Genomic DNA, 23,070 nt, shown 5'->3' on the forward strand with positions numbered 1-23,070 from the left:
GAATAGTCATGTCTGCTGCAATTACCTCCGCCCTCAAACCGGTTCCTGCCCCTGATCCTTCCAATTATCAGGGGCAGCCCCGCAAGCGCGTGCCATCTTTGGCCTCTGTGGCAATCATCTTCGGGGCGGTTCTGCTGGCGGCATCCGGTACGGCAAAGGCGCAAAATGCCGATCTGAACAGCAATGCCGATACGGTTGGCGGCATAGATGCCATCCCGACTGATCTACCCGGCAGTGCCCGCACAATCACCGGGCAACCTGCCGCACCTTCCGGGCCGCTGGATTTGCTGGAACTGGCAAAACAGCGCCGGCAAGCCTATCAGGCGCGCGCAGATATGCCGGACTCGCAAGCACAGGATTTTCCGCTTTCAAGCCAATATCGACACAGCGCGGGCAACAGGCAGGGAAAAGCAGGCACAAGACGCGTCGCGCCAAACCCCGATGTTATTCAAGCCTCGATTATGACATCCGAAACCGGAGCCTCGGAAACCAGCCCGGCCTGGACAAAAACACAACCGGTACAAAGCCAGCCACAAGCAAAACCACAGGGCAGCCTTGCCACCCCGGCAACAACGCCTGCACCTGGCATACGCCGAACCGGCAACCCGCTATTTGCTGCGCCCAAACCGGCCCCCAACGGGGCAACAACAAATTCCCTGCCCGATGCAGAAACAACCGGGGCTGACGCACCTGCCCCTGTTCCCACACAAACACAGCAACAACCCTCCCCTGCTCCTGCACCTGTGAAGGCCGCGCAACAACGCTCCATTGTCCCGCCTCCGTCCCCCGCAGGTACCGGTGCCGGTGCTCCGGCACTTTCAGCTAACGGAAATTATGCGGTTCAGCTCGGGGCATTTCGGTCGGCCATCGGGGCGGAAACCTATTGGGCGAGTTTTGCCATACGCTATCCGCAACTGGCAGAAACCTATCATCACTATCTGGGCACAGTGGATGTTGCAGGCAAAGGACAGCTTCACCGCCTGCGCATGGGCGGTTTTGCAAGCCTGGCGGCAGCCAAGGAAAAATGCCGCCAGCTTCAGGCCGACGGCATTGATTGTATTGGTTTATCCAAATAATACGCCCCATCGCGTATCATCCGTTTCCATCATTGCGTCTGTGTCTGTTTTGCCGGAGACAGCAAAGTAATTTTATCAACAATCAGGGTTGTCGCCTCGCGGCAGGTGGTCATCAGGGCGCTATGCCCCGTAACACGCACCAGATCGCCCGGACGAAATGACGTCGCCTTGTTGGCAAGTGCGTAAAGTGTGCCGTCAGTCGCGCGGAACGTCACACATTCCTGGCCCTGATCGGTGATTTCACCAGAAGTGGTGATGGTTTCGCGATCAAAGGTGCCACACGCTGCCAAAAAAAGAACCAGCGCCGAAGCACCCAGAATTTTTGTATATGTACGACCCAACCTGAAATTCATATGCACGTCTCCTTGACGTATTTTTCATCTAAAAGCCGCGATTAAAGATTTTCTTAAGACTCTTGTAACCGGCAACCTGATATTGATCACTTCTGATCGCATTATCTACCTGTTTCGCCGCCCCGTGTCATTGCAAGAAACGAGCGATGGATCAACATGAAGGATTTGGACCTTCCGCTTCTGCAATCGCTGATCAAAGCGGGACAAACGCGCCCGATGCCCGTTTCTGCCGACAATGCCGGGCTGGCTGACGAGCTTGTAACGCTTGTCACCCACATCCGTTCCCTGAAAGAACAGTTGGAACAATCCGAAAACAGGGTTCGCCAGCTTGAAAACATTGCCGAAACGGATGAACTGACCGGCCTTTTGAACCGGCGCGGATTTACCCGGCACTTAACCCACAACATCCAACACAATATTCTGCCCCTGGCACGGCTTTGTCTTGTCATTGCAGATCTGGACGGATTTAAACACACCAACGATCAATACGGGCACGCTGCGGGCGACACGGTTTTGTGCCATTTTGCCAGGCTGATCAAAAAACACCTGCCCCAAACCGGATTCGCCGCCCGCCTGGGGGGTGATGAATTTGCCATTGCCATATGGTCATCCGGCCCGGACGACACTGGACACTTCATACAAAAAATCAGCTTGTCGCTTACCAACAACCCGGTTTTGTGGCAACAGACCCACATTTACATTCAGGCCAGTTTTGGCATGGCAAAAGGCTGCGAACACGCCAGCCTGAAAGAGCTTTTGCACCATGCCGACCTTGAGATGTATCGGGAAAAACATCATCGCAGAAATTCAAAACCCGCAAACACCGGTGGTTTCCTGCCCCAAACCGGCTAAAACAGAACCACAAAATCCCTGCACAACCGGTATTTTTTCCGCTTTTTCTTCATTAAAGTCGAAATAGGCGCTATTTATACTATAGGCGATGTTCCATCGCACGGCGTACCCCTGTGCAACACTCACAAGAATAGCGTGGCAACTCCTGAATGACAGATCATTTCTCGGCAGAATTTGGCGAAACGGATCGCGACCTTCTGGCTGCAATGGCGTTTTGCTGGGCCGACATGCTGCTGGAAGTGGACGAAAACGGCCATGTCATTTTTGCTGCCGGTGCCATCAAAAGCCTGCTGGGCTGCACCCCGGAACGGCTGGTGGGCGAAGCGCTGGAACATCTTGTCGCACCGGCAGAACGTCCGCTACTGCGCGCCTACCTGCATGGTGATACCGGCGTAAAACGGCTCGAAGAGCTCGATATTAACCTTAAGGTGCCAGCAAATACAGATCCCGCCATACCGGGCACCCTGCCGGTATCCCTTAGCGGATATCTCATTTCGGACCCTGTTGCGCGCTATTTTCTGGCCATCCGCCATCGCCCGTCACGCCCGCGCGCCCGCCAGGGAATTGACCGCCTGATATTGCAGCAGGGTATTGCCGGGCGCACCCGTGCCTCGCGCAAAACAAACAAACCCGATAGTGACGAAAAAATTTCACCTGAAACGATCGCTTCGCGTTCGGCCACGGCCCGTCAGACAAAACCCGGCGACCCCGGTTATACGGACAATTCTGACAGCCATCACAAACACGCCATGATCGTCCTTGAAAACCTTGCCGCAGCGCGCAGTCGTGCCGAAACCAGAGCGGCAAACGAACTGGCGGCCATGATCCGCCAACGCCGGCGAACGGGTGATACCCATAATGACGTGCAAAATCCGGCGGGCATCCACGAACCCATGATCGAACTTGAACGTCGCATCGTTGCCTATGCCAGTGCGCTTCGCGGCAATGTCGGCGATCCGGCCTTCACCGCACGACACGCCAGTCAGGATGAACCTGAATATGATCGAAACACCTTTCCGATTGACGAAAACACACTGGCCGCCCTAAACGCCCTTGATACACTTGACGATACCGCCCTTTCTTCGTCCTTTGGCGCCCTTAATCCCGGCATTGGCACCGATAGCCCTGTGTTTGAAGGCCCCGATTACGAAGTCGCCCGGGCCGTTCATCATCAGCAAACCGTCGCAGGCGACATTTTTGCCACCAATCTGACCCGTGCGGTCGCCTATGCCCTTAACAGGCTGCATTCCAGGCGGGATCATCCGGGCGATGTCAGTGCCGAAAAACTGTCTGCCAGCCTGCCCGGACTGATCCAGGAAACCATGAAATCGGTACGTGCCTTTCGCGAAATCGTCAAAAACGGATCTTTTGGCATCGCGCTGCAGCCGATTGTCGGCCTTGCCGATGAGAAAATTCATCATTACGAGGCCCTTGCCCGTTTTACCGGCACCGAAGATACCCTGGCCATTGATCAAATCATCCATTTCGCCGAAGGGACGGGACTGATTACCGAATTTGACCTGGCGATGTGCCGCAAGGTTCTGGAATACATGTCATCGGGTTCCTGCCCGACCGGCATTCAAATTGCGATCAATCTGTCAGGGCATTCTCTTGAACAGGCCGGTTTTGATCTTTCCCTTTTGCAGGTTCTGGACGATTTCGCCATCTCCCCCGCCCTGGTTTATTTTGAAGTCACCGAAACCGCCCGCATCACCAATTTGTCGCAGGTGAACCAGACCCTTCAAAAACTGCGGCTGCGGGGCCATATGGTATGCTTGGATGATTTTGGAGCCGGGGCCGCGAATTTTGAATATCTTAGCGCGCTGGATGTCGATGTGATCAAATTTGATGGCCGCGCCATGCAAACAGCCCTTGCCACCCCCAAGGGCCGGGCTTTTTTAAAGGCAACAGCTTTGTTGTGCCGGGATCTGAAAATCCGCACCATTGCCGAAATGATCGACGACGTGCATACCTTCACCACCCTTCGTGAACTGGGAATCGATTTCGGACAGGGGTATCATTTCGGCTATCCGGAAAATATCGGCCCCATGCCCGAAAAACACGGTACTGAGGCTGGTTCTGACGCAATACATGCCGCTTCGCCCGCAGGAGACCGCCGATGATCTCGCGCCTGATTGACCGCATCAAAAAGTCACCAAACGACAAGGTCGCTGTCACCCGCGATAAAGCCAATATCGATGCCGAACTGGCCGATGCCGCACACGCAATCGGGCAGAACCCGTCCGAGACCGGTGCAAAATCAACCCCATCTGGCACATCAGTGCAAAACGGCAATAACAGCCAGAACACGTTGTCATCGATGGCAGAAGATGACGATGACCCGCACACCCGTCAAAGCAACCTTGGTCAGCGCCGCGAGGCCGCGATTAGCGGCACGCTCAATCATACCGATGCCAGCGATGTGGACCAAAGCGCGTTTCGCTTTGAGCTCAACCCCACAACAATGGCCCAGGCCGAAGCCCCGGTCATGGTCATGCGTGCCGATGGCACCCCGCTTTTTGCCAATAAAAACGCAATGGGCTTTGCCGATGGCATCCGTGAAGGGCTGTTTCCCGAAATTAACACGCTGATCGCCCACGCGCTGGAAACACCAGGCGGCGTTGTCCAGCTTCTGACCTTCGAGGTGCAGCGCGGCACGGCGACACTGGAACTGACCGCCCTGCCGATGCACGATGACCTGATTTTGCTGTTGCCGCGCGACGTTTCGATGGATCGCAATCTGCGTGAAGCCCTGATTGATTCGCGCCAGCGCTATCGCGACATTGTCGAGGTTTCATCGGCTTTTGCCTGGGAAACCGATGAAAGCGGAAAGTTTGTTTTTGTCTCGCCGCGCGGGGCAATGGATTATCAGGCCAAGGCCCTGTTGGGGCGCCTGCCGGTCGAATTCATGATTGAAAAAACCGACCAGGACGCCGAACAGGTGTTTCGCACCACCCGGGCCGTGCGCGACGTGCCGATATGGTTTTACCGGGCCAACGGCAGCAGCGCCTGCCTGTCGGTATCGGCTACCCCCATTATCAATCGTGCAGGGCAATGGTGCGGCGCACGCGGCCTGGCCCACGATATTACCGAACAGCGCCAGCACGAAACCGAAATTGCCAATGCGCGAAACCGTGACCGGCTGATTACCTATATCGTGCGCGCCATGCGCGATGAAATCGACCCGACCGAGGTATTGCGCAATGCCGCCACCGCAAGCTCCCGGGCACTTGCCTGTACGGCCTGTATCATTTTCCGGTCCGATTGCGATACCGAACACGGCGACATGAAAGATGTCGCCAGTACTGGTGAGGATATTCACAAAAAGGTTGCCGCCGAAATCCTGAGCCAGCTCCCGGCCGATACCGATAATCAGGAAACCGTGCAGGGCGATTACTGGATCAAGATTCGCCGGTGTCACTATCACCACCGGATCAACGGTGCCGTCGCCTTTTTGTTTGAGCGCGGAGACCCCCTGCCCAACGAAGGCGAACGCGCCATCATGGATGACGTGGCCGACCAGATCGGCATCGCCATCGAACAGGCCGATAATCACGACCGTATCGTTACATTGTCGCGGACCGACGGCATGACCGGCCTTTTGAACCGCCGGGCATTTTTTGACGAACTCAAACGGCGGTATGACCGGCTGTTAAAGCAGCCCGCCCCGGCGGCCCTGATGTATGTCGATATGGACAATTTCAAGCTGGTCAACGATATTCACGGGCACCAGCGCGGTGACGAAGCCATTTTGACTTTAAGCCGCATGTTGCAGGACAATACCCGGCCCGGTGATCTGGTGGCACGGTTGGGCGGGGACGAATTTGTTCTCTGGCTGGATAGGACCGACCGTTCCGCTGCCGAAAACCGCGCCAAAGACCTGATCGCAGCAAGCAGCAGCCTGCGGCAATTTTCAGGCCGCGAAGACCGGCCCCTGGGCATTTCACTGGGCATTGCCGTCCATGAAACCCATGAAACCGAAGCCATTGACGATCTGGTGCAACGTGCCGACGACACGATGTATCAGGTCAAAAAACACGGCAAGGGCAGCTACGCCATTGCCGAACCCGTCGGCCAGCATGCGCCGGCAAGAACAGACTAGGGAGCCTACCCGATGAAGGGTTTTTTGCAGCGTGTTTTCACGCGGCGCAAGGAAACGCCAATTTCGTATGAAGAAGCCAAGGACATGGCCGCCAGCCCCGCAGCAAATGTGCGCGGCACCCTTGCCCAGCGCCACGATACGCGCCCCGAAATCCTTTATTTTCTGGCCAGTGATGCCGACGCATCGGTACGCCGCCACGTTGCCGAAAACGAGGCCACACCGGTTCAGGCCGACCTGCTGTTAACCGATGACAAGGATGACGATGTTCGCGGCACACTGGCACAAAAAATTGCCAATCTTGCCGATGGCCTGACAGAAAACGAAACCGACAAACTCCGGCGCATGACCTATCAGGCGCTGGAAAAACTGGCGCGCGACCAGGCCATTCAGGTCCGTCAGGTCATTGCCGAAACCCTGAAAGAATTTGTTCACGCCCCCCAGCCGATTATCGCCAAACTGGCCCGCGACACCGAAACTGTCGTGTGCGGGCCGGTATTGCAATATTCCCCGGTCCTGAACGAAATGGACCTGCTGGAAATTATCGAAACCAATAATACGTCCGGCGCCCTGAGCTTTGTTTCCCAGCGCCGCAACCTGAGCGAGCGACTGTCCGATGCCATTGCCGCATCAACCGATAACGACGCCATTTCCCATCTTCTGGGCAACCGTTCCGCGCAGATCCGCGAAGAAACCCTTGATCAGCTTATTGATCGCGCACCCGATATTGAACAATGGCATGAACCCCTGGTCAAAAGACCCGGTCTTGGCGGGTCCGCTGCGGGCAAACTGGCACGCTTTGTCGCCCAAAACCTGATTTCGGTTCTGGAACGGCGCAAAGACCTGAAAGAAGACCAGCTTGCCCTGGTGCGCAAAGTTGTCGAACGACGGATCGAAGCCGGTGACTTTGCCGAACCTCCCGCCAAAGACGAAAAATCAACGGGCAAAAAGGCAACGGACAAAAAGGGTGCCGAACCGGATGAAGACCAGTCTGGCATGACCCAGGACGAAGCCTTTCAAATGGCGACCGACCTGCACGCCAAGGGCAAACTGACCGACGCCCGCATTGCCACCGCCATGACGGAAAATGACATCAAATTTGCCCGTGCCGCCCTTGCCGTTCGCGCCGGAATCCCGCCCGAAGCCGTGACAAAGGTCCTTAATACGCATTCGGCCAAAGGCGTTGTATCATTGGCCTGGAAGGCCGGGCTGCCTGCCGATCTTGCCGTTAAAATACAGGTCAAGCTGGGCCATGTCCCGCCGGGACAGGCCCTTAACCCGCGTTCGGGCAATAGCTATCCCCTTAGCGAGGATGACATGCTCTGGCAGCTTGAATTTTTCACCGGCATGGCGACCGTCGGGCTCCGTTAATCACGTGCCCGGCCCTGAAAATCTTCAGGCTGCAATTTTCGATGCCGGGCGCCGCATGGAAATATGGGGGATGCCGTCCTCGTCAAACGGTACTCCTTCCTGGACAAAACCAAGAGATCCATAAAACTTTTCCAGGTGATGCTGGGCATTCAGAAAAATGCCAAGCCCGGCAAACTGTTCATCACAGGCCAGGATCGACTGTTTCATAATCTCCCGGCCAACCCCCTGCCCGCGCAATTCTGCCGATGTAACAACACGGCCAATGGCCGGGTCATTCCCCTGCTGGCTGTGCTGGGGGTCAATCCCGGCGGGGACAATACGGGTCGCCGCCACCACCTTGTCATTTATCATGCCCAGCACATGTACGGAGAGCGGGTCCAGACCATCAATTTCCGGGAATATACAATTCTGTTCGATGATAAAAATCTGCTGGCGCAGCATCAAAAGGTCATGCAACTGATGCAGCGACATGTCATCAAACGTCCCGCACCACCAGGTAATATCCTGTGAATTCATTGTTTCTTGTCCTGTTCCGTTATTTCTGGCGATGTTCGATGTGGTAGACAAAAACATCCCCTTCGACAACCGACGACAGCAGAATGTTACCTGTCATGTCACAAAACGCCTTCATATCCGCAACCGATCCCGGGTCGGTTGCCATAACCTTGATGACGCCCCCTTGCGGAACATCGCGCAACGCCTTTTTGGTTTTTAAAACCGGCATCGGGCACATCAGCCCGCGCGCATCAAGAACCAGCGCAAAAGGTTCACCGGCCGAAGATGTCATGGCTTTTCCTTCAACTTTATAATCTGCACATCAATCACGACAAATGACGTCATCGATGATTTGGCGATTGTTGCATTTGCACAATATGTTAGACTGACCACAAATAATCAATCAAACGCTCACGCCTGTGCTGCCGCAATGCAAATCTATCTGCCTATTGCCGAGATGTCGGTAAATGTTCTGCTTATTCTGGGTCTCGGCGGCGGTGTCGGATTTGTGTCCGGACTGTTCGGCGTGGGGGGTGGTTTTTTAATCACACCACTTTTGATCTTTTTTGGCATTCCGCCTGCGGTTTCGGTGGCAACGGCTGCCAATCAGATCGTCGCCTCCTCGCTTTCCGGGGTGATTGTGCATTGGCGACGCGGCAATGTGGATGTCAAAATGGGGCTGGTCCTGCTGGTGGGCGGCCTTGTTGGCTCGTCCTCCGGTGTCGGCGTTTTTGCCTGGCTGCGCTCTCTGGGGCAAATCGATCTGGTCATTTCGCTCTGTTATGTCGTTTTTCTCGGCACCATCGGCGGCATGATGATGATCGAGGCCTCGCGCGCCATTTTTCGTACCCGGCGCAAGGGCGGTGCGGTAAGACGCACCAAAAAGCACCAGCATGGCTTTTTTCACCGCCTGCCCCTCAAAGTCCGGTTTTATCGTTCCGGGCTTTATGTCAGTGCGCTTCTGCCGCTTCTGGTTGGTTTTTTTGTCGGTCTGCTGACGGCATTGATGGGGGTTGGTGGCGGTTTTGTCATGGTTCCGGCCATGATTTATATCCTCGGCATGCCCACCAGTGTCGTGATCGGCACCTCGCTGTTTCAAATCATTTTTGTCTCGGCCAACGTCACCATCCTGCAATCCATTCAGACCCATACGGTGGATATTGCCCTGGCCTTGCTGCTGGTGGCCGGGGCGGTTGTCGGCGCACAATTTGGCGCGCGTTTTGGCGCGCGCATCAAGGCAGAATATCTGCGCGCCGGGCTGGCGGCGCTGGTGCTGGCCGTGTGTATCAAACTTGCCCTTGATCTTGTCATTACCCCCAACGATCTTTTCTCTGTCGCGCCGGGGAACCTGTAATGATGAAGACCCGCCAAATGCCCGGTTCGTCGTTTTTCAATATTGCGACCAACCGGGAAACCATCCCCGATACCGCCCGCCTGCCTTTTTTGCTGGCCTGCCTGCTGATCTTTGCCTGGGTCGCATGGCACGTCAAACCGGCCAAGGCCGACCCGCTGGTGGTGGATCTGTCAAATCATCTGGTGGCAATCAGCACCGGTTTTACCGGTACGGATGTCCTGTTGTTTGGCGCGATTGAAAACAAGGGAGACGTGGTCATCACGGTCCGCGGGCCGGAACGCGACATGGTGGTGCGCCGCAAGGAACGCAAACTGGGCATTTGGGTCAACAGCCAAAGTGCATATTTGCGCAATGTGCCGACCTATTATGCCACGGCGGCAAGCCGCCCCATCGAACTGATTGCCAATGACAGGCTGTTTGCCTCCTATCATATCGGGCTGGAAAACCAGAATTTTGTCACCACGATGGAAGGCGATGATACCGACGACAGCCTGTATCGCGATGCCCTGCTGCGCAACATGGAATATGTCGGGCTGTATAATGACAAACCCTCGAAAATCAGCTTCCTGTCAAACCAGCTCTTTCGCACCGACATTCATTTCCCGGCCAACACACCCACCGGCACCTATGTGATCGATGTTTACCTGATCCGCGATGGCCGGATTGTCAGCATCAAAAGCACCCCGCTTGTGGTGTCAAAAACCGGTGTCAGCGCGGAAGTGTATGATTTTGCCCATCGTTATTCGGCCCTGTATGGCATTATTGCCGTCATTATTGCCGGTTTTGCCGGCTGGCTTGCCAGCGTTATTTTCCGCAAGAACTAACACATTGTTGGGCGCAGCACAGGTTGCAAAACACCCGTCATGATTGCGTAAATCGCAATTTTTGCAGGTCGCCATGCAGCATTGCGTGCAAAAATGGCTTGGATATAGGCCGTCAGATGCGGCACAATTTAAAAAACACACATCACATGACAGCTCGCACGGGCACCCGTGCCGCATAACGGCTGTATCAATCTTTACAGGGCAGGAACCACATGAACACCAACAATGATGACCGGGAACTGCTGAGTTCAAACAACCGAACATTTCTGGTGGTCGTCGATGACAGCGACGAAATGACCAAGGCCCTGCGCTATGCCTGCCGCCGTGCGCAACATACAGGGGGCCGGGTTGCATTGCTCAGTGTGATCGAACCCGCCGAATTCCAGCACTGGATGGCAGTTGGCGACCTGATGCAGGAAGAAGCCCGCGAAAACGCCGAAAACCGGATTAACGAACTGGCCGGATATGTTCATGAACAAACCGGTTTCATGCCGCTTTTGTTCATTCGCGAGGGCCGCATCAAGGACGAACTTCTGTCGGTACTCGAAGAAGAACAGATTTCCATTCTGGTGCTGGCCGCCAGTGCCAATAACGAAGGCCCCGGCCCCTTAATTACGGCCCTGACCAAAAGCGACGTAGTGGGCCAGTTGCGCCTGCCGCTTACCATCGTGCCAGCGGCCCTGTCGGACGCCGATATAGACGCCCTTAGCTGATCCACTGTTCGATCTGACTGACAATCCGGCGTATTGTAAAACGGCCTGATGACAAAAGTCAGGCCGTTTGCTGTTCCAGAAAATCCATATAGGCATTAAAGGATTCCCGCTGCCCAAACAGCACATGTGACCGGGAGCGAATGGCCTGGGCAATTACCGAACGGCGGCGTTTGTCGGTTGCCAGTGTCAGGGCGGTTTCAACATAATCGGCCGAATTATAGGCCACACAGTCAAAAACCGAGATTTGCCGATAACAGGTATGGCTGCGCCGGGTGCGGGCCTCCTTGCCCGGCAATGTCACCAGCGGTACGCCCAGCCCCAAACAGTCAAAACCCAGCATCGCATCATTCCAGGCAGGGCTTTCCAGCACCACATCCACCGCGCCCAAAAGCGACAGCATCTCTGCCCGGTTGCGCACATTGACAAACCGCATCCGCCCCGCAACATCGCCATGACTGATGGCAAATCGCCGCCCCCATGCCGCGTCCCAGGCATCCCGCGCCGGAGCAATCAATAACAGTTCCGCCGTTTCATCCAGACGCAGAATTTCGGCAATCAGCGGGTCAAAATCCGCACTGAGCACGTCAAGCGGCTGCGGGCACAAATAACTGTTGCGGTCTTCATCGATGCGCCATTGGCGTTGCAAATCGCGGGTGGTATTTTCGGGCACATTGGGGGCTTCGCCATTCACAAACAGGCCCGGCAGGCGCACCAGTGTTTCACTATATCGGCTTTCCCCGCCTGCGGCTTCCCAGTCATCGGCAACAAAATGATAATCGATGTTTGAAAGCCCGGTTGTCGCCGCAATCCCGCCCCCGGCCACCTGCAACGGGGCCAGCCGCCAGCTTGCCAGCAACATGGTATAGGCATCGGCCTGGGCATCGACATAATGCAGCACATCAAATTCAAGGCCGGTAATCACGCGCGCGGAATGTTTCGGATCCAGCGGCAGGCGCACCACCAGATCGGCATTGGCATCGATGCGCGATGTTATATCATCCTCGCCCAAAGGCGGGCGCACCACGGTAATATCAAACCGGTCCCGGTCCAGGGCAGCGACAAAACCGGCAATCCAGCGGCCAATGCCGTTATTGCACATATTGGCCGATACAATGCCCAGCCGCACCTTGCGCCCCTTGGTCGAGGTCACATCCCCGAGCGACGGCACATCGGCATCGGCGGCAAGCTGCTCCCAATAGCGGCCAACGGCGCGCAACTGGTCATCCCCCTGGGGGCGAAGGGCTGCCCGCCACACCGGCGGGAACCGGGTTAATGTCACCGGGTCTATCCGGCCAGGAACCGGTACCGCGCCATGTTCATCGCCCGATAAAATGGCATCTTCGACAATATCGCGAACGACTTCATCGTTCTGGGCGTTAATATCGACCGGAACTGGCGAAAATAGAAGCCGCCGCGCCGTACGAAACAGGGTTGCATCCTCACCATTGCGAATTTTGCGATCAATGGTCTTTTGCAAAACCTCGTGCGCCATTTCGGCATCGGTCTGCTCGGACAATTCAACAGCCAGGCGGAAAACCGCATCATCGCCGCCCCCGGCACCAATGGCTGCACCAAACCGCTCAACGGCCTCGTTATGACGGCCTGAAAGGCTTAATCCCTCGCCCATCATCAGCAACAATTCCGGGTCTTCGGGGTAACGGCGCACTAGCGGTTCAAGGGCGGCAATGGCTTCGGTGCCCTGCCCGGTACGCAAATTCAGCAAGGCCAGAGTACGGCGGGCAATTTCGGCATCGGGGTCCAGGGCCAGAACCTGGCGCAAACAATGCAGCGCCCCGGCAAACTGCCCCAGGCGAAACAGTGCCTCGCCATAGGCGGTCAGGGCCTTTTTATGGCCTGGCGACAGGCGCAAGGCCCGCATCAGGGCATCACTGGCCGCAACCGTGCGCCCCTGATCAAGCAAAATCTGCCCCAGCAACACCAGCGCCATCACGATGTCATCGCGCAAAGACAGGGCGTGGCGGCATTCGGCCTCCGCCTGTGTCAAATCGCCGCAATCGCGCAGGCAGGCAGCATAATTGGCGTGGATATCGGCACTGTCGGGCGCAAGCGCCAACGCGGTTTCATAATTTTCCCGCGCATGGTCAAGGTCTCCAAGGTCGCGATAGGTATTGGCAAGGTTACAATAAAGGGCCGCCGAGTCCGGGCACAGGCGAATCGCCCGCTTGAACGCGCCAATGGCATCGCGATTTTTCCCGGCAGCCTTCAGGGCGCGGGCATGGTCATGCTGGATCTCGGCATTGCTGGCATCGGCAATTGCGGCACGGCCCATGCGTTCGGCGGCAATGTCAAACCGCCCCTGCTTTAACGCCACCAAACCGGCCAGATGCATGGGTTCAACCGCCTGCGGATAGGCAAGCGTCAACATGCGGCAGGCATCCTCGGCCTCCGCGAAATGACCGGCCTCGAACAAATCAAGGGCCGAATAAAACATCTCACCCAGGTCAGACAACGAATTTTCAACCATGCGATCAGAACGTATTTCGATATTCATGCGCGAACAATAACGACCAAGCGTTAACAAACCACGCAAATCAGGCAGGCACAATCAAACAGATGGTTGCAGGGCAGATCAACGATGATCTTTGCGCAGCTCAAGAATACCGTTTTGTGAAATACCAGCCTCAGCCGCGTTTAAAACTTTCCAGTTTTCCGTGGCGGGATTAATCAACCCGCCCTGCCGCAAACATTGCGCCAGCACCCCGTTTTCACGCAAAACCCTTAAACCACGATTCACCGCCGCTATAATTTCACTGGCCCGCGCATCCCTGGTCGATACCATAAAACGCTGCGATGCAGGCAAGGCCATCTTTACCCCCGGCACAGGCAGCAGCTTTTGCCCGTCCAGTTCGCGCATCATGCCGGGCTGCGGTGAAAATTCCAGCAGGGTAAAATCGACGCGGCCCTCACCAATCAGATGATACATCTGTGTTGTTGTACTGGCCGAAAAGACATAGGCCGGATTAATATTTTGCAATATCAACCAGTCCAGTCGCCAATTGGGGTTGGTTGTGGCCGTTAAATTGCGAAGGTCATCCAAACTACGAACATTTCGCAGCAATGCATTATCCACCCGCCCATAAATCCCCTTAAACAGTTCGCCAGACCGTATAAAGGCGTCGCTTTTCAAAACCCGGTCATTATGATCCATGTTGAAATCCCAGTCGGCCTTTATCGTCGCCAAACCGGTTTCGACCATAACCCTGCTGCGGGCGGAATTGGGCGATGCAATACCGATAACCCTGATATCCATGCCACCCGCTTTCAGGGCCTCGCGCAAGATCACATAATTGGTCAGTGAATTATTGCCATTATTGGGGCTTTTGCAGCCATCACAAAATCCGCCTGGATGCGGATCACGATAACATTGCTGAACATCACCAAGATCAATCGCGCGCACCGGCATAATCAGCGGGGCATCGGCCAGCGCATCATCGGCCCTGCCCCATACAAGCAACGCCAGTGCAACCGCAAGAATTTTACCACGGCCAGTGTTTAGCATCTGCAACACCGCATTTCCTCTCCCCTGAACCTGACGGCCGAATCAGAATTATATTTATTCATTTAGTATATGCGATACTGCACTTTTGCAGGGGATGGAAAATAACGCCGCCTGAAAAATTACAAAAACGAGCCTGCGTCAGGCAGACCCGTTTCCATTTCCCAAAAATGCCCTGTTCCCGGTTTTGAAAATACCGGACGAAATATCAGGAACCGTCAGGACTCATGCCGGTAATAGCGGCCAAACCGGTTGTCCAGAAAATCCTGCAGGGCAACCTGTTCCTGCTGAATATATCCCTTGCCCGGCAAGGTGCCGGTCAGAACCATATCCATCACCGCACACAGACCAGCCGACGTGGTGACCTGAATCGCCGACCAATCCCGCGGGCCGATGCGGGTGCCGTGCACCTTGCGAATGAAGTTTTCTTCACACAAATAACCATCGCGCTCGCCCACGGCATCGGCGAAAATCACGATCACGTCCTGGCTGGTGACCGGCAGTGACTTTTCAAAAATATCCTTCATCAGTTCAGGCCGCTGGCCCAGGGCCAAATCCTCGATCAGGATTTTCAGAATTTCCTGATGGCCGGGATAGCGCACGGTTTTATAATCCAGGCTGTCTACCTTGCCTTCCAGCATGTCACACAGCGCACCCACGCCGCCCGATGTATTGAAGGCTTCATATTCCGTGCCATCAATGGTGAAACGTTCATATCCTTCAAGCGGCAGCACCTCAATGCGTTTGCCCTTATGGATCGCTTCACACGGGTTCAAATATTCATTGATCAAACCATCGGTTGACCAGGTCAGGTTATATTTCAAACGGTTGGTCGGGTTTTGCGGCAGGGCACCCACCCGCAGGCGCAGGCTACGCACCTTGTCAAACCGTTTAAACAGGTCATGCGCGGCAATGGAAATAAAGCCCGGTGCCAAACCACATTGCGGCACAAAGGCCCCATCGGCACCCTTGGAGATTTCGCGAATGGCGCGGGTGGTTTCAACATCCTCGGTCACGTCAAAATAGGAGGCCCCTATATCGCGTGCAACACGGGCAATCGCGACATTCAAATAAAACGGGCAAGTGGAAAGAATGGCATCATGGCCGCGCGCCACATCGCGCAGGGCGGCCTCGTCGGTCACATCGACCGTCACCAGGGTGGCGGCATTGTCCGGTGCGCATACTTCCAGCATCTTGCCGTTGGAATCGGCCAGTGTCACCGCATAATCACCACTTTCACGGAGCATAACCGAAACAATACGCCCAATTTTGCCCGCACCCAGAACAAGTACTTTTTTCATTGCCATCTCCCGATAAAATATGCCGCCTGATACAGCGGTCATGGATTGTGGGTTTGAATAATTTCAATCTTTCAATGCTCTGCCTCTGGACTGCCGGAAACAACCCGGCAATACTGTGGAAACGTCACAATTAACCATCATTTTCATGGGTATTTCCGTTGAAACGACAGCTAGATGACATTGACCGTCGCCTGATTGCCCGCCTGCAACAGGATGCCCGCCTGCCCACCGCCGCCCTGGCCCGTGATGTGGGCCTGTCGCGCAGTGCCGTGCAGGAGCGCCTCGAAAGATTGCAAAAAAGCCAGGTTATCCGGGGTTATTCGGTTATTTTGGGCGACGGGGCAAGTCCGCGCCTGTTGGCCGAGGTCATGATCCAGGTTGAACCGCAAAAATCCGCCGGTGTGGTGGCGGCCCTGCAAAAAATTACCGGCTGCATCCGCTGCCTGGCGATTTCCGGGGAATTTGACCTGATCGCCGAAATTTGCGCCGACACCCCCGAAGAACTGGACGCGCTTCTGGACCGTATCGGTACGCTGGCGGGAATCAAGCGCACATCAAGCTCGATCATTCTTTCAACAAAGTTTGATCGCCGCCCGTCCCCCCAACCATTTTCCTAGAATTTCCAGGTCACTGGACTTACTCTAACAATTCCCATCCCGTATCTGCCAGGGCCAGTCAGACTTGAAAACCAAACGGCGCTATTCTGTTCTCACCGTACTGCTTGCCAGCTTTCTTACAACCAGTATTGGCGGTGTTGGTGTTGCCCTGTATTTGGGGCTGGGCGCAGCCTATGAAAATACCCGCAATCTGTGGGTTCTGGTGGCGGACAATGAACTGGTTTCATTGCAGCGCGCCATGAGCGAACGCATGGACAATGTGGGCGCACGGGCCAACTGGGTTGCACAACAGGTATCGCAAGGTCGCCTGGACCCCGATTTCAATCTGGGCTGGGACAATACGATGCGCGCCCTTGCTGCTGATCAGATGGATGTGATGGCCTATGGCCTGATCAATGGCGAACGGGAATTTATCGGATACAACCCGGCCGATATGTCGGAAATCCGCCATACCCTTTCTGCCGACAACATGATGATATCCGAAATTTCGCAATTGCGCGGCCCGAGCAACAACCGCACCAGCTTTCCCCGCTGGGATCCGTTTTTCAAACAACCCGTCATTGCCGACTGGATCCCCCTGTTTCGCGACGGCCATTATCTGGGCATTTTTGTCCAATATCTGTCCCTGTCCAACCTGTCGCACAGCCTGGTGCGCGGGCGCGAAAATGCGCCGGGCGTACCCTTTATCCTCGTGGCGGGGAACCGGGTTCTGGCCCACCCCATGCTGCAAAGCTGGGGCAATCATGTTGCCAACGCACTGGTCCATGACAGCCGCGAAATACAGCGCAGCCCAATTCCCCTGCCCCGCACGGTTGATATTGGTGATCCGGTTCTGGCCAATCTCGGGCAATCGGAAAAGCTTGATTATCCTGCCTATAACAAGGGCACCACCACCAGCAATGTCCAGCTTTCCGGGTTAAATCTGAACGGGAAATACTCCGTCATCGTCACCCGGCAAATTGATGACACGCCTTTTTCACCCCTGATCATGGGTCTTCATTTTGAAGAAAGCCTGTTTGATGCCGAATTTGACCGCCTGGTTCTGACGGCGATTCTGGGTGGCGTCGTTCTGCTGCTCTCCATCATTCTCGCCGTCGTCGTGTCACGCCATTTCACCCGGCCGATCCGCCGTTTTGCCACCGCCGCGCGCAGCCTGGAATCGGGCCATCTCGATGTGATCCCCAGCCTGGCGGGCAGTCGTATTCGCGAATATGACGATGCCGCACGGTCCTTTAACCACATGATCATGGCCCTGCGCGACCGTGAACGCATCAGCAGCCTGTTTGGCAAATTCCTGCCGCCGTCCATTGCCAGGGAACTACTGGCATCGGGCACCGATTCCGGTGTATTGCCGCCCCAGCAACGCGATGCAACCGTGTTGTTTGTTGATATTGTCGGCTTTACCACCCTGTGCGAGCAACTGGACCCCGCCCGCATCGTTGCCATGCTCAATGCCTATTTTGATACCGTTACCGACATCATCGAACAGCATGGCGGTATTATTACCCAGTTTCAGGGCGATGCGGTATTGGCGGTTTACAATGCCTTTGATGATTTAAATCATCACGCCGATGCCGCCCTTGATACCGCCATCGACATTCAGAAGGCTGTTCAAAGCCGCCAGTTTGACGGGCAAACAATATCGTGCCGCTGCGGCATCAATACCGGGCGCATGATTGCGGGCAATGTTGGTGCAACCGACCGGCTGTCCTTTACCGTGCACGGCGATGCGGTCAACAGTGCCTCGCGGCTTGAAGCCGAAAACAAGCACTTTGGCACCAAAATCCTGCTCAGCGACAGCACACGCAACAGTCTGGCAAACCCGGCCCGCGTGACCATCGCCGGGGATGTCCTGTTGCGCGGTCGCAGCCAGTCCACCGCCGTTTATACCGTTCCCAACGCGCCTGACTGACAAGCACCGCACATCCGTCACTGGTACGACAATGGCAGGCTGATGCCTGATGCCTCCCCAACACACCCAAAACACAAAACGCCACCATCACAAGGATAGTGGCGTTTTGTAAAACCTGGTTTCAGGTCCGAAAGGGAATTAACCCTGACGTGCCTTGAAACGGGGGTTCTTTTTATTAATGACATATACGCGGCCACGGCGGCGCACGATACGGCAGCCTTTTTCCCGCAGCTTCGCGGATTTCAACGAGTTCCGGATCTTCATAACAGTAAACCTTAGAAACTTGGCCCTATTGGGAGCCGGGAAAATAGAAGTCGCCCCAGTCCCTGTCAACACTTAAAACGCAATAATTTTACCTTTTAGCGTTAACCAGGCGGTGTCAATGCGTTAGTCGTGCGTTGCGTAGAACCGATAATAGGCCAGTTCACCATTTTCAAGCATTTTTACCCGGTTCATCCACATTTCCATGTCTTCTTCGAGAAAAGCGATGAAATCGGGGTCCAAACCACTGGTTTGAAGCTCGCTGACCAGTGTCATCCAGGCGGTTTTGATTTGATGGACATGCAATTCGGTCTCGTCTTTGGCAATTCGGATGTCAAATCGCAGCTTGCCAAGAATCTCTTTATAGCGGTCCGCCGTCCACGGATAGGGCTTTTCCTCTTCGGTTGCCATCCATTTTCGATAATTTTCCGAGGATTCGCTGGCTTTTCCCGTTACCACATAATCGGTAATCAGCAACTGCCCCTGTTCACGCAGCGATTCGGTCAGCTTCAACAGGAAGGTATCCTTCTTGTTGACCGTAAACATCTCGCCAAACGAATAGACAACGTTGAAATATTTTTTGCGAAAATCCGGTGCCAGCGGGTCATATTGCTGAACCGGCACCTTTTTTTGCGCCCCGGCCGCAACCGAACGCTCCATGCCCAACAGGGCCAGTTCCCCGTCACGCTCCATTGCCGTGACCCACACCCCGAATTTATCGGCGAGAATACGGGCCGTTGCCCCGATACGCGCGCCAATTTCAATGCAGCTCATGGTCTCGTCAAGGGCCAGGGGCTTTGCCAGTTCCAGGGCATATTCATGTCCGCCCGGTTTCATGATGCCACGATCAAACAGCTTGCCATACAGCTTCAGGCGTTCTGGCGGCCACCGACCGGCCTCGTCATCCAGGTCCAGTTCGCCCTCATCCTCGGGGACCGGGCGCGACGCCAGCACCAGCATCCGTTGAAGCCAGCGGCGATAATCGTTTAATTGCTGTTCAAACAGATAATATTCCGCCGGATCGTCATATCCCTCCCAGCGGGCGCGCAACCGTTTGCGAAACGGCACCGAAATCGCCTCGGCGGCAAGGGTGCCATCAGGCGACATCTGATCTTCCATATATGGATTGGTATCCGATGATTTTCGTTGCCAGAACTTCAACTTCAATGAAACCGCCCATATGCGTTTATCTGTTGGCGTGCAAACCTGCCGGTTATCATCCCCGATCCCTGCCACAAGGTAAAGAATGAAACATTTTCCATTTATATATAACGGCGATGACGCATCTGCCACCGGCGCGTATCGGGAAATCACAAACAAATGTGGCGCAAACCGCCCTAATATTTCACAATGTGGCAGCCAACCGGGCAAAGTTGCCTGACAGGCCAATTTATGGCGGGATATTCCGCTGGCCTGACCGACCAAAGAGATGCCAAAAACCGCATGAGTCACGACCCCCTATCCATCTATTATCGCCAGCTTGGGATCAAGCCGGGGGCCAGCGAAAAAGAAATCAAGCTGGCTTATCGAAAACTGGCCTTTGAATACCACCCGGACCGCAATGCGGACCCGGATGCGGAAGAACGCTTCAAGGACGTGACCGAGGCCTATGAAATTCTGGCCGGGATTCGCAAACGGCCTGCCGGCCGCTCTGCCAATAGTGAGAAAACCGCCGCCAGGCCCGGCAACAACGCCCAAAGCGGCAATGCACATGCGGGTGGACAAAATACCGGCAATGCCGGACGTCAGGGCTTTGCCGGTGCGGGCCGCAAACAGCGCCCGGAAAGCCGCGAGGAACGTTACGCCCGGGCCAGTTCGGCCTATCAGCAGCATCAGGAAAAAACCGGCCAGCGTGACCCAAAGGTCAATCCCGGTGCACGGCGGCACCATAAGTCGTCCCAGCGCGCTGGCGATATTAACGGCTATGCCCGCTGTGCCGTCACCGATGTCATTTCGGCCCAGCCCCGCCATATCGAATTTACCGTGATACACGGCTTTTTAAACTCCATCCGCCGCGATACCGTCAGCGCGGTTCTCTCGCCCAAGGGTGCTCGGCGCATGGCCCTGCGGGCAAGTTTGCGCACCTGGCTAAGCGGTTTTTGGGGCTGGCGCAGCATTCTTCCGGCCTGGCGGGCGATCATTTCCAATATGCGCGGCGGTGTCTTTCCACCCGAAGCCAATGCGCAATTGCTGTTTAACCAGGCTACCGCCTTTGAACGCAGCGGCAACAAGCCGCTTGCGCGTGCGGTCTTGCTTCAGGCATCGGATTTTATTGGCAATAACCGCTCCGCCCTGGCCGAACAGATCCGGGCCAATATGCGCAGGCTTGATACCGGCGAACCCGCCCGCCGGGTGCGCGACGAATGGAAACATGTCGCCATGTTTGATGCGCTTTTGCATCTTAGTCCGATATTTGTGATTATTTTCTGCCTGCTGCTGGCTTTTGGTCCGGCGCACGGCTATTTCACCACCGATTTCCCCCGCCAGGTTGAAACCGGCATTGCCACGGTGCGCGAAAAAATCGAGGATCTGATCACGCCGAAAAGTGACCCCTATTATGTGGATCAGCCGTTTTTGAACCTTCGTACCGGGGCGGGGATCAATTTTCCCATCATGCGCCCGTTGTCACGGTTTGAAACCGTTTTTCTGCGCGGCGAAAATAAAAATTTCTGGATTCGCGTTGAAACCGAACTGGGCGAAGAAGGCTATGTCAATTCTGACGCCCTGACACCCGGCGATGGCAGTGCCGCGCGTGATGAATGGTGCAAAACAAATAAATGCGACTGACCTGTCACGACCAGTCGCATTTTTAAAACCCTTAATTCCTAACCAGATTTATTTGGCCGGGATCGCCTTCAAAGCCGCGCGCAAATAATCCCAAAAACGCGCGACCGAGGGGATATGGGCGCATTCATCCGGGCTGTGCGCCCGTTTGATGGTCGGTCCAAACGAAATCATGTCCCAGTTGGGATATTTCGACCCCAGAACACCGCATTCCAGCCCGGCATGGATCACCTTTACTTCGGCCTCCTTGCCAAACAGGTCGCGATGCACCGCCTGCATCATGTCCAGAACTTCGCTGTCCATATTGGGTTTCCAGCCCGGATAGGCATCGCCCCAGGTGACGGTTGCGCCAATATTTTCAAATACGGCCGTTGCAATGTCACGGGTGGCATCCCGCGCACTGGAAATGGAACTGCGGGCCGAAAGTGTTACCTTCGCCTGCCCGTCCGCCACCGAAACAATCGCCAGATTGATCGACGTTTCGACCACACCGGGGACACTGGTGCTCATGGCCTGCACCCCATTGGGGGCGCCCAGAATGGCATTGTTAAAGGTCACACTGTCAGCCGGGGTCATCGCCGTTTCCGGCAATTCGGTTTCGCTGGCAGCAATGGCGAAATTCGGCTCCAGATCGGCATATTCGCCAATAATGGCATCGCGGAATTCGCCCACGGCCTGATCAAACGCACCAATATGCGCCACCGGCAAAACGATGGTGGCAAAAGATTCCCGCGGGATGGCATTGCGCGCCGTCCCGGCCTCAATCGACACAATCCGGGCCTCCAGATCGCGCAATAACGGGCGGAGCAACCGCGCCATCAGTTTGTTGGCATTGCCCAGGCCCAGAATAATATCAATGCCGGAATGCCCGCCCTTAAGACCGGTCAGGGCAATCTTGCGTGCCACCATATCATCCGATACCCCGTCGGACTGATATTGCCAGCGCGCCACCAAATCGCCACCGCCCGCACAACCGACATAAAGTTCATATTCATCTTCGGTATCAAGGTTCAGCAGGATTTCACCCTGAAGGCGCCCCGGCTCCAGATTCATCGCACCGGTCAGGCCGCGTTCTTCATCCACCGTGAACAGCAATTCCAGCGGGCCATGTTCAACCGATTTATCGCACATAACCCCCAGCATGGCCGCCGCACCAATGCCGTTATCAGCCCCAAGCGTGGTGTTATCGGCCGTTACCCATTCACCGTCGACATAGGCATTAATGGGGTCGGTATCGAAATTGTGGGTCGAACCGCTATTGGCCTGCGTCACCATATCAACATGGGACTGCAAAACCGTCATTTTACGGTCTTCATAACCAGGCGTTGCCGGCACCGTCACCACCAGGTTGCTGCCGCTGTCACGAAAATGGCTGCACCCCTGTTCATCGGCCAGCTTTTCAATCATCTGCAACACGGCCTCTTCCTTGGTCGAAGGCCGGGGTATGTCGCACAATTTCTGAAAATTTGCCCAAATTGCCGTTGGTTCAAGATGGCTGATATTGCCCACGGTGGCGCTCTCCTGTCTGGATTAACACATGA

Annotated in this window: 20 protein-coding genes; 11 read left to right on the forward strand and 9 right to left on the reverse strand. The window is 55.5% G+C overall.

Features of this window, described 5'->3' with window-relative positions; translation table 11 throughout:
- Positions 1-8: 8 nt before the first annotated feature.
- Positions 9-1,076, forward strand: coding sequence for an SPOR domain-containing protein (locus tag TH25_RS09475; protein WP_114088178.1), 1,068 nt, complete (start codon positions 9-11; stop codon positions 1,074-1,076).
- Between the two features lie 29 nt (positions 1,077-1,105).
- On the opposite strand, the gene TH25_RS09480 is transcribed toward TH25_RS09475, so the two are convergent.
- On the reverse strand, positions 1,106-1,429 hold the full coding sequence (locus TH25_RS09480; protein ID WP_114088179.1) for a DUF5818 domain-containing protein: 324 nt from the start codon (positions 1,427-1,429) through the stop codon (positions 1,106-1,108).
- 156 nt (positions 1,430-1,585) lie between these two features.
- On the opposite strand from TH25_RS09480, the gene TH25_RS09485 reads away from it, so the two are divergent.
- The 4 genes from TH25_RS09485 to TH25_RS09500 all read left to right on the forward strand — a co-directional run bounded on the left by TH25_RS09485 (position 1,586) and on the right by TH25_RS09500 (position 7,751).
- Positions 1,586-2,281 (forward strand): GGDEF domain-containing protein, encoded by a 696-nt coding sequence (locus TH25_RS09485; RefSeq protein ID WP_114088180.1) that lies wholly within the window; start codon positions 1,586-1,588, stop codon positions 2,279-2,281.
- A 149-nt stretch (positions 2,282-2,430) separates the two neighbouring features.
- Positions 2,431-4,404 (forward strand): EAL domain-containing protein, encoded by a 1,974-nt coding sequence (locus tag TH25_RS09490; RefSeq protein WP_258549099.1) that lies wholly within the window; start codon positions 2,431-2,433, stop codon positions 4,402-4,404.
- Entirely contained in the window at positions 4,401-6,383 is a 1,983-nt protein-coding gene (locus TH25_RS09495) for a bifunctional diguanylate cyclase/phosphodiesterase (RefSeq protein ID WP_258549100.1), read from the forward strand. The genes TH25_RS09490 and TH25_RS09495 overlap by 4 nt, the downstream gene beginning before the upstream one ends.
- Positions 6,384-6,395: 12 nt before the next feature.
- Entirely contained in the window at positions 6,396-7,751 is a 1,356-nt protein-coding gene (locus TH25_RS09500; RefSeq protein WP_114088181.1) for a DUF2336 domain-containing protein, read from the forward strand.
- Between the two features lie 24 nt (positions 7,752-7,775).
- On the opposite strand, the gene TH25_RS09505 is transcribed toward TH25_RS09500, so the two are convergent.
- On the reverse strand, positions 7,776-8,267 hold the full coding sequence (locus tag TH25_RS09505; RefSeq protein WP_114088182.1) for a GNAT family N-acetyltransferase: 492 nt from the start codon (positions 8,265-8,267) through the stop codon (positions 7,776-7,778).
- A 19-nt stretch (positions 8,268-8,286) separates the two neighbouring features.
- Positions 8,287-8,538 (reverse strand): sulfurtransferase TusA family protein, encoded by a 252-nt coding sequence (locus tag TH25_RS09510; protein ID WP_114088183.1) that lies wholly within the window; start codon positions 8,536-8,538, stop codon positions 8,287-8,289.
- Between the two features lie 138 nt (positions 8,539-8,676).
- On the opposite strand from TH25_RS09510, the gene TH25_RS09515 reads away from it, so the two are divergent.
- From TH25_RS09515 to TH25_RS09525, 3 genes are all read left to right on the forward strand, one after another.
- Positions 8,677-9,600 carry a sulfite exporter TauE/SafE family protein gene (locus TH25_RS09515; RefSeq protein ID WP_114088184.1) on the forward strand — a complete coding sequence of 308 codons (924 nt, stop codon included), beginning with the start codon at positions 8,677-8,679 and terminating at the stop codon, positions 9,598-9,600.
- A complete protein-coding gene (locus tag TH25_RS09520; RefSeq protein ID WP_258549101.1) occupies positions 9,600-10,424 on the forward strand; it encodes a TIGR02186 family protein in 825 nt (274 codons plus the stop codon). The genes TH25_RS09515 and TH25_RS09520 overlap by 1 nt, the downstream gene beginning before the upstream one ends.
- Positions 10,425-10,636: 212 nt before the next feature.
- The gene (locus tag TH25_RS09525; RefSeq protein WP_114088185.1) at positions 10,637-11,137 is read left to right on the forward strand and encodes a universal stress protein; all 501 of its coding nucleotides are present in this window, start codon (positions 10,637-10,639) and stop codon (positions 11,135-11,137) included.
- 58 nt (positions 11,138-11,195) lie between these two features.
- Here the strand turns inward: TH25_RS09525 and TH25_RS09530 are convergent, their stop codons facing one another.
- From TH25_RS09530 to TH25_RS09540, 3 genes are all read right to left on the reverse strand, one after another.
- Positions 11,196-13,607 (reverse strand): tetratricopeptide repeat protein, encoded by a 2,412-nt coding sequence (locus tag TH25_RS09530; protein ID WP_114088223.1) that lies wholly within the window; start codon positions 13,605-13,607, stop codon positions 11,196-11,198.
- A 120-nt stretch (positions 13,608-13,727) separates the two neighbouring features.
- Entirely contained in the window at positions 13,728-14,657 is a 930-nt protein-coding gene (locus TH25_RS09535) for a type 2 periplasmic-binding domain-containing protein (RefSeq protein WP_114088186.1), read from the reverse strand.
- A 215-nt stretch (positions 14,658-14,872) separates the two neighbouring features.
- The gene (locus TH25_RS09540) at positions 14,873-15,955 is read right to left on the reverse strand and encodes a saccharopine dehydrogenase family protein (protein ID WP_114088187.1); all 1,083 of its coding nucleotides are present in this window, start codon (positions 15,953-15,955) and stop codon (positions 14,873-14,875) included.
- Positions 15,956-16,113: 158 nt separating this feature from the next.
- Here TH25_RS09540 and TH25_RS09545 point away from each other — a divergent pair, with 158 nt between their 5' ends.
- Positions 16,114-16,572 carry an Lrp/AsnC family transcriptional regulator gene (locus TH25_RS09545; RefSeq protein ID WP_114088188.1) on the forward strand — a complete coding sequence of 153 codons (459 nt, stop codon included), beginning with the start codon at positions 16,114-16,116 and terminating at the stop codon, positions 16,570-16,572.
- 64 nt (positions 16,573-16,636) lie between these two features.
- Positions 16,637-18,484: an adenylate/guanylate cyclase domain-containing protein gene (locus tag TH25_RS09550; RefSeq protein WP_114088189.1), complete on the forward strand. Its 1,848-nt coding sequence runs from the start codon at positions 16,637-16,639 to the stop codon at positions 18,482-18,484.
- A gap of 138 nt (positions 18,485-18,622) precedes the next feature.
- Here the strand turns inward: TH25_RS09550 and ykgO are convergent, their stop codons facing one another.
- Positions 18,623-18,748: a type B 50S ribosomal protein L36 gene (gene ykgO / locus TH25_RS09555; RefSeq protein WP_007090004.1), complete on the reverse strand. Its 126-nt coding sequence runs from the start codon at positions 18,746-18,748 to the stop codon at positions 18,623-18,625.
- Between the two features lie 123 nt (positions 18,749-18,871).
- A complete protein-coding gene (locus TH25_RS09560; RefSeq protein WP_258549102.1) occupies positions 18,872-19,852 on the reverse strand; it encodes a methyltransferase domain-containing protein in 981 nt (326 codons plus the stop codon).
- Between the two features lie 285 nt (positions 19,853-20,137).
- Here TH25_RS09560 and TH25_RS09565 point away from each other — a divergent pair, with 285 nt between their 5' ends.
- On the forward strand, positions 20,138-21,532 hold the full coding sequence (locus tag TH25_RS09565) for a DnaJ domain-containing protein (RefSeq protein WP_258549103.1): 1,395 nt from the start codon (positions 20,138-20,140) through the stop codon (positions 21,530-21,532).
- A 48-nt stretch (positions 21,533-21,580) separates the two neighbouring features.
- Here the strand turns inward: TH25_RS09565 and TH25_RS09570 are convergent, their stop codons facing one another.
- Positions 21,581-23,038 (reverse strand): aminoacyl-histidine dipeptidase, encoded by a 1,458-nt coding sequence (locus tag TH25_RS09570; RefSeq protein ID WP_114088190.1) that lies wholly within the window; start codon positions 23,036-23,038, stop codon positions 21,581-21,583.
- Positions 23,039-23,070: the final 32 nt, after the last annotated feature.

The organism is Thalassospira profundimaris, from assembly GCF_003326755.1.
Lineage (GTDB): Bacteria > Pseudomonadota > Alphaproteobacteria > Rhodospirillales > Thalassospiraceae > Thalassospira > Thalassospira profundimaris_B.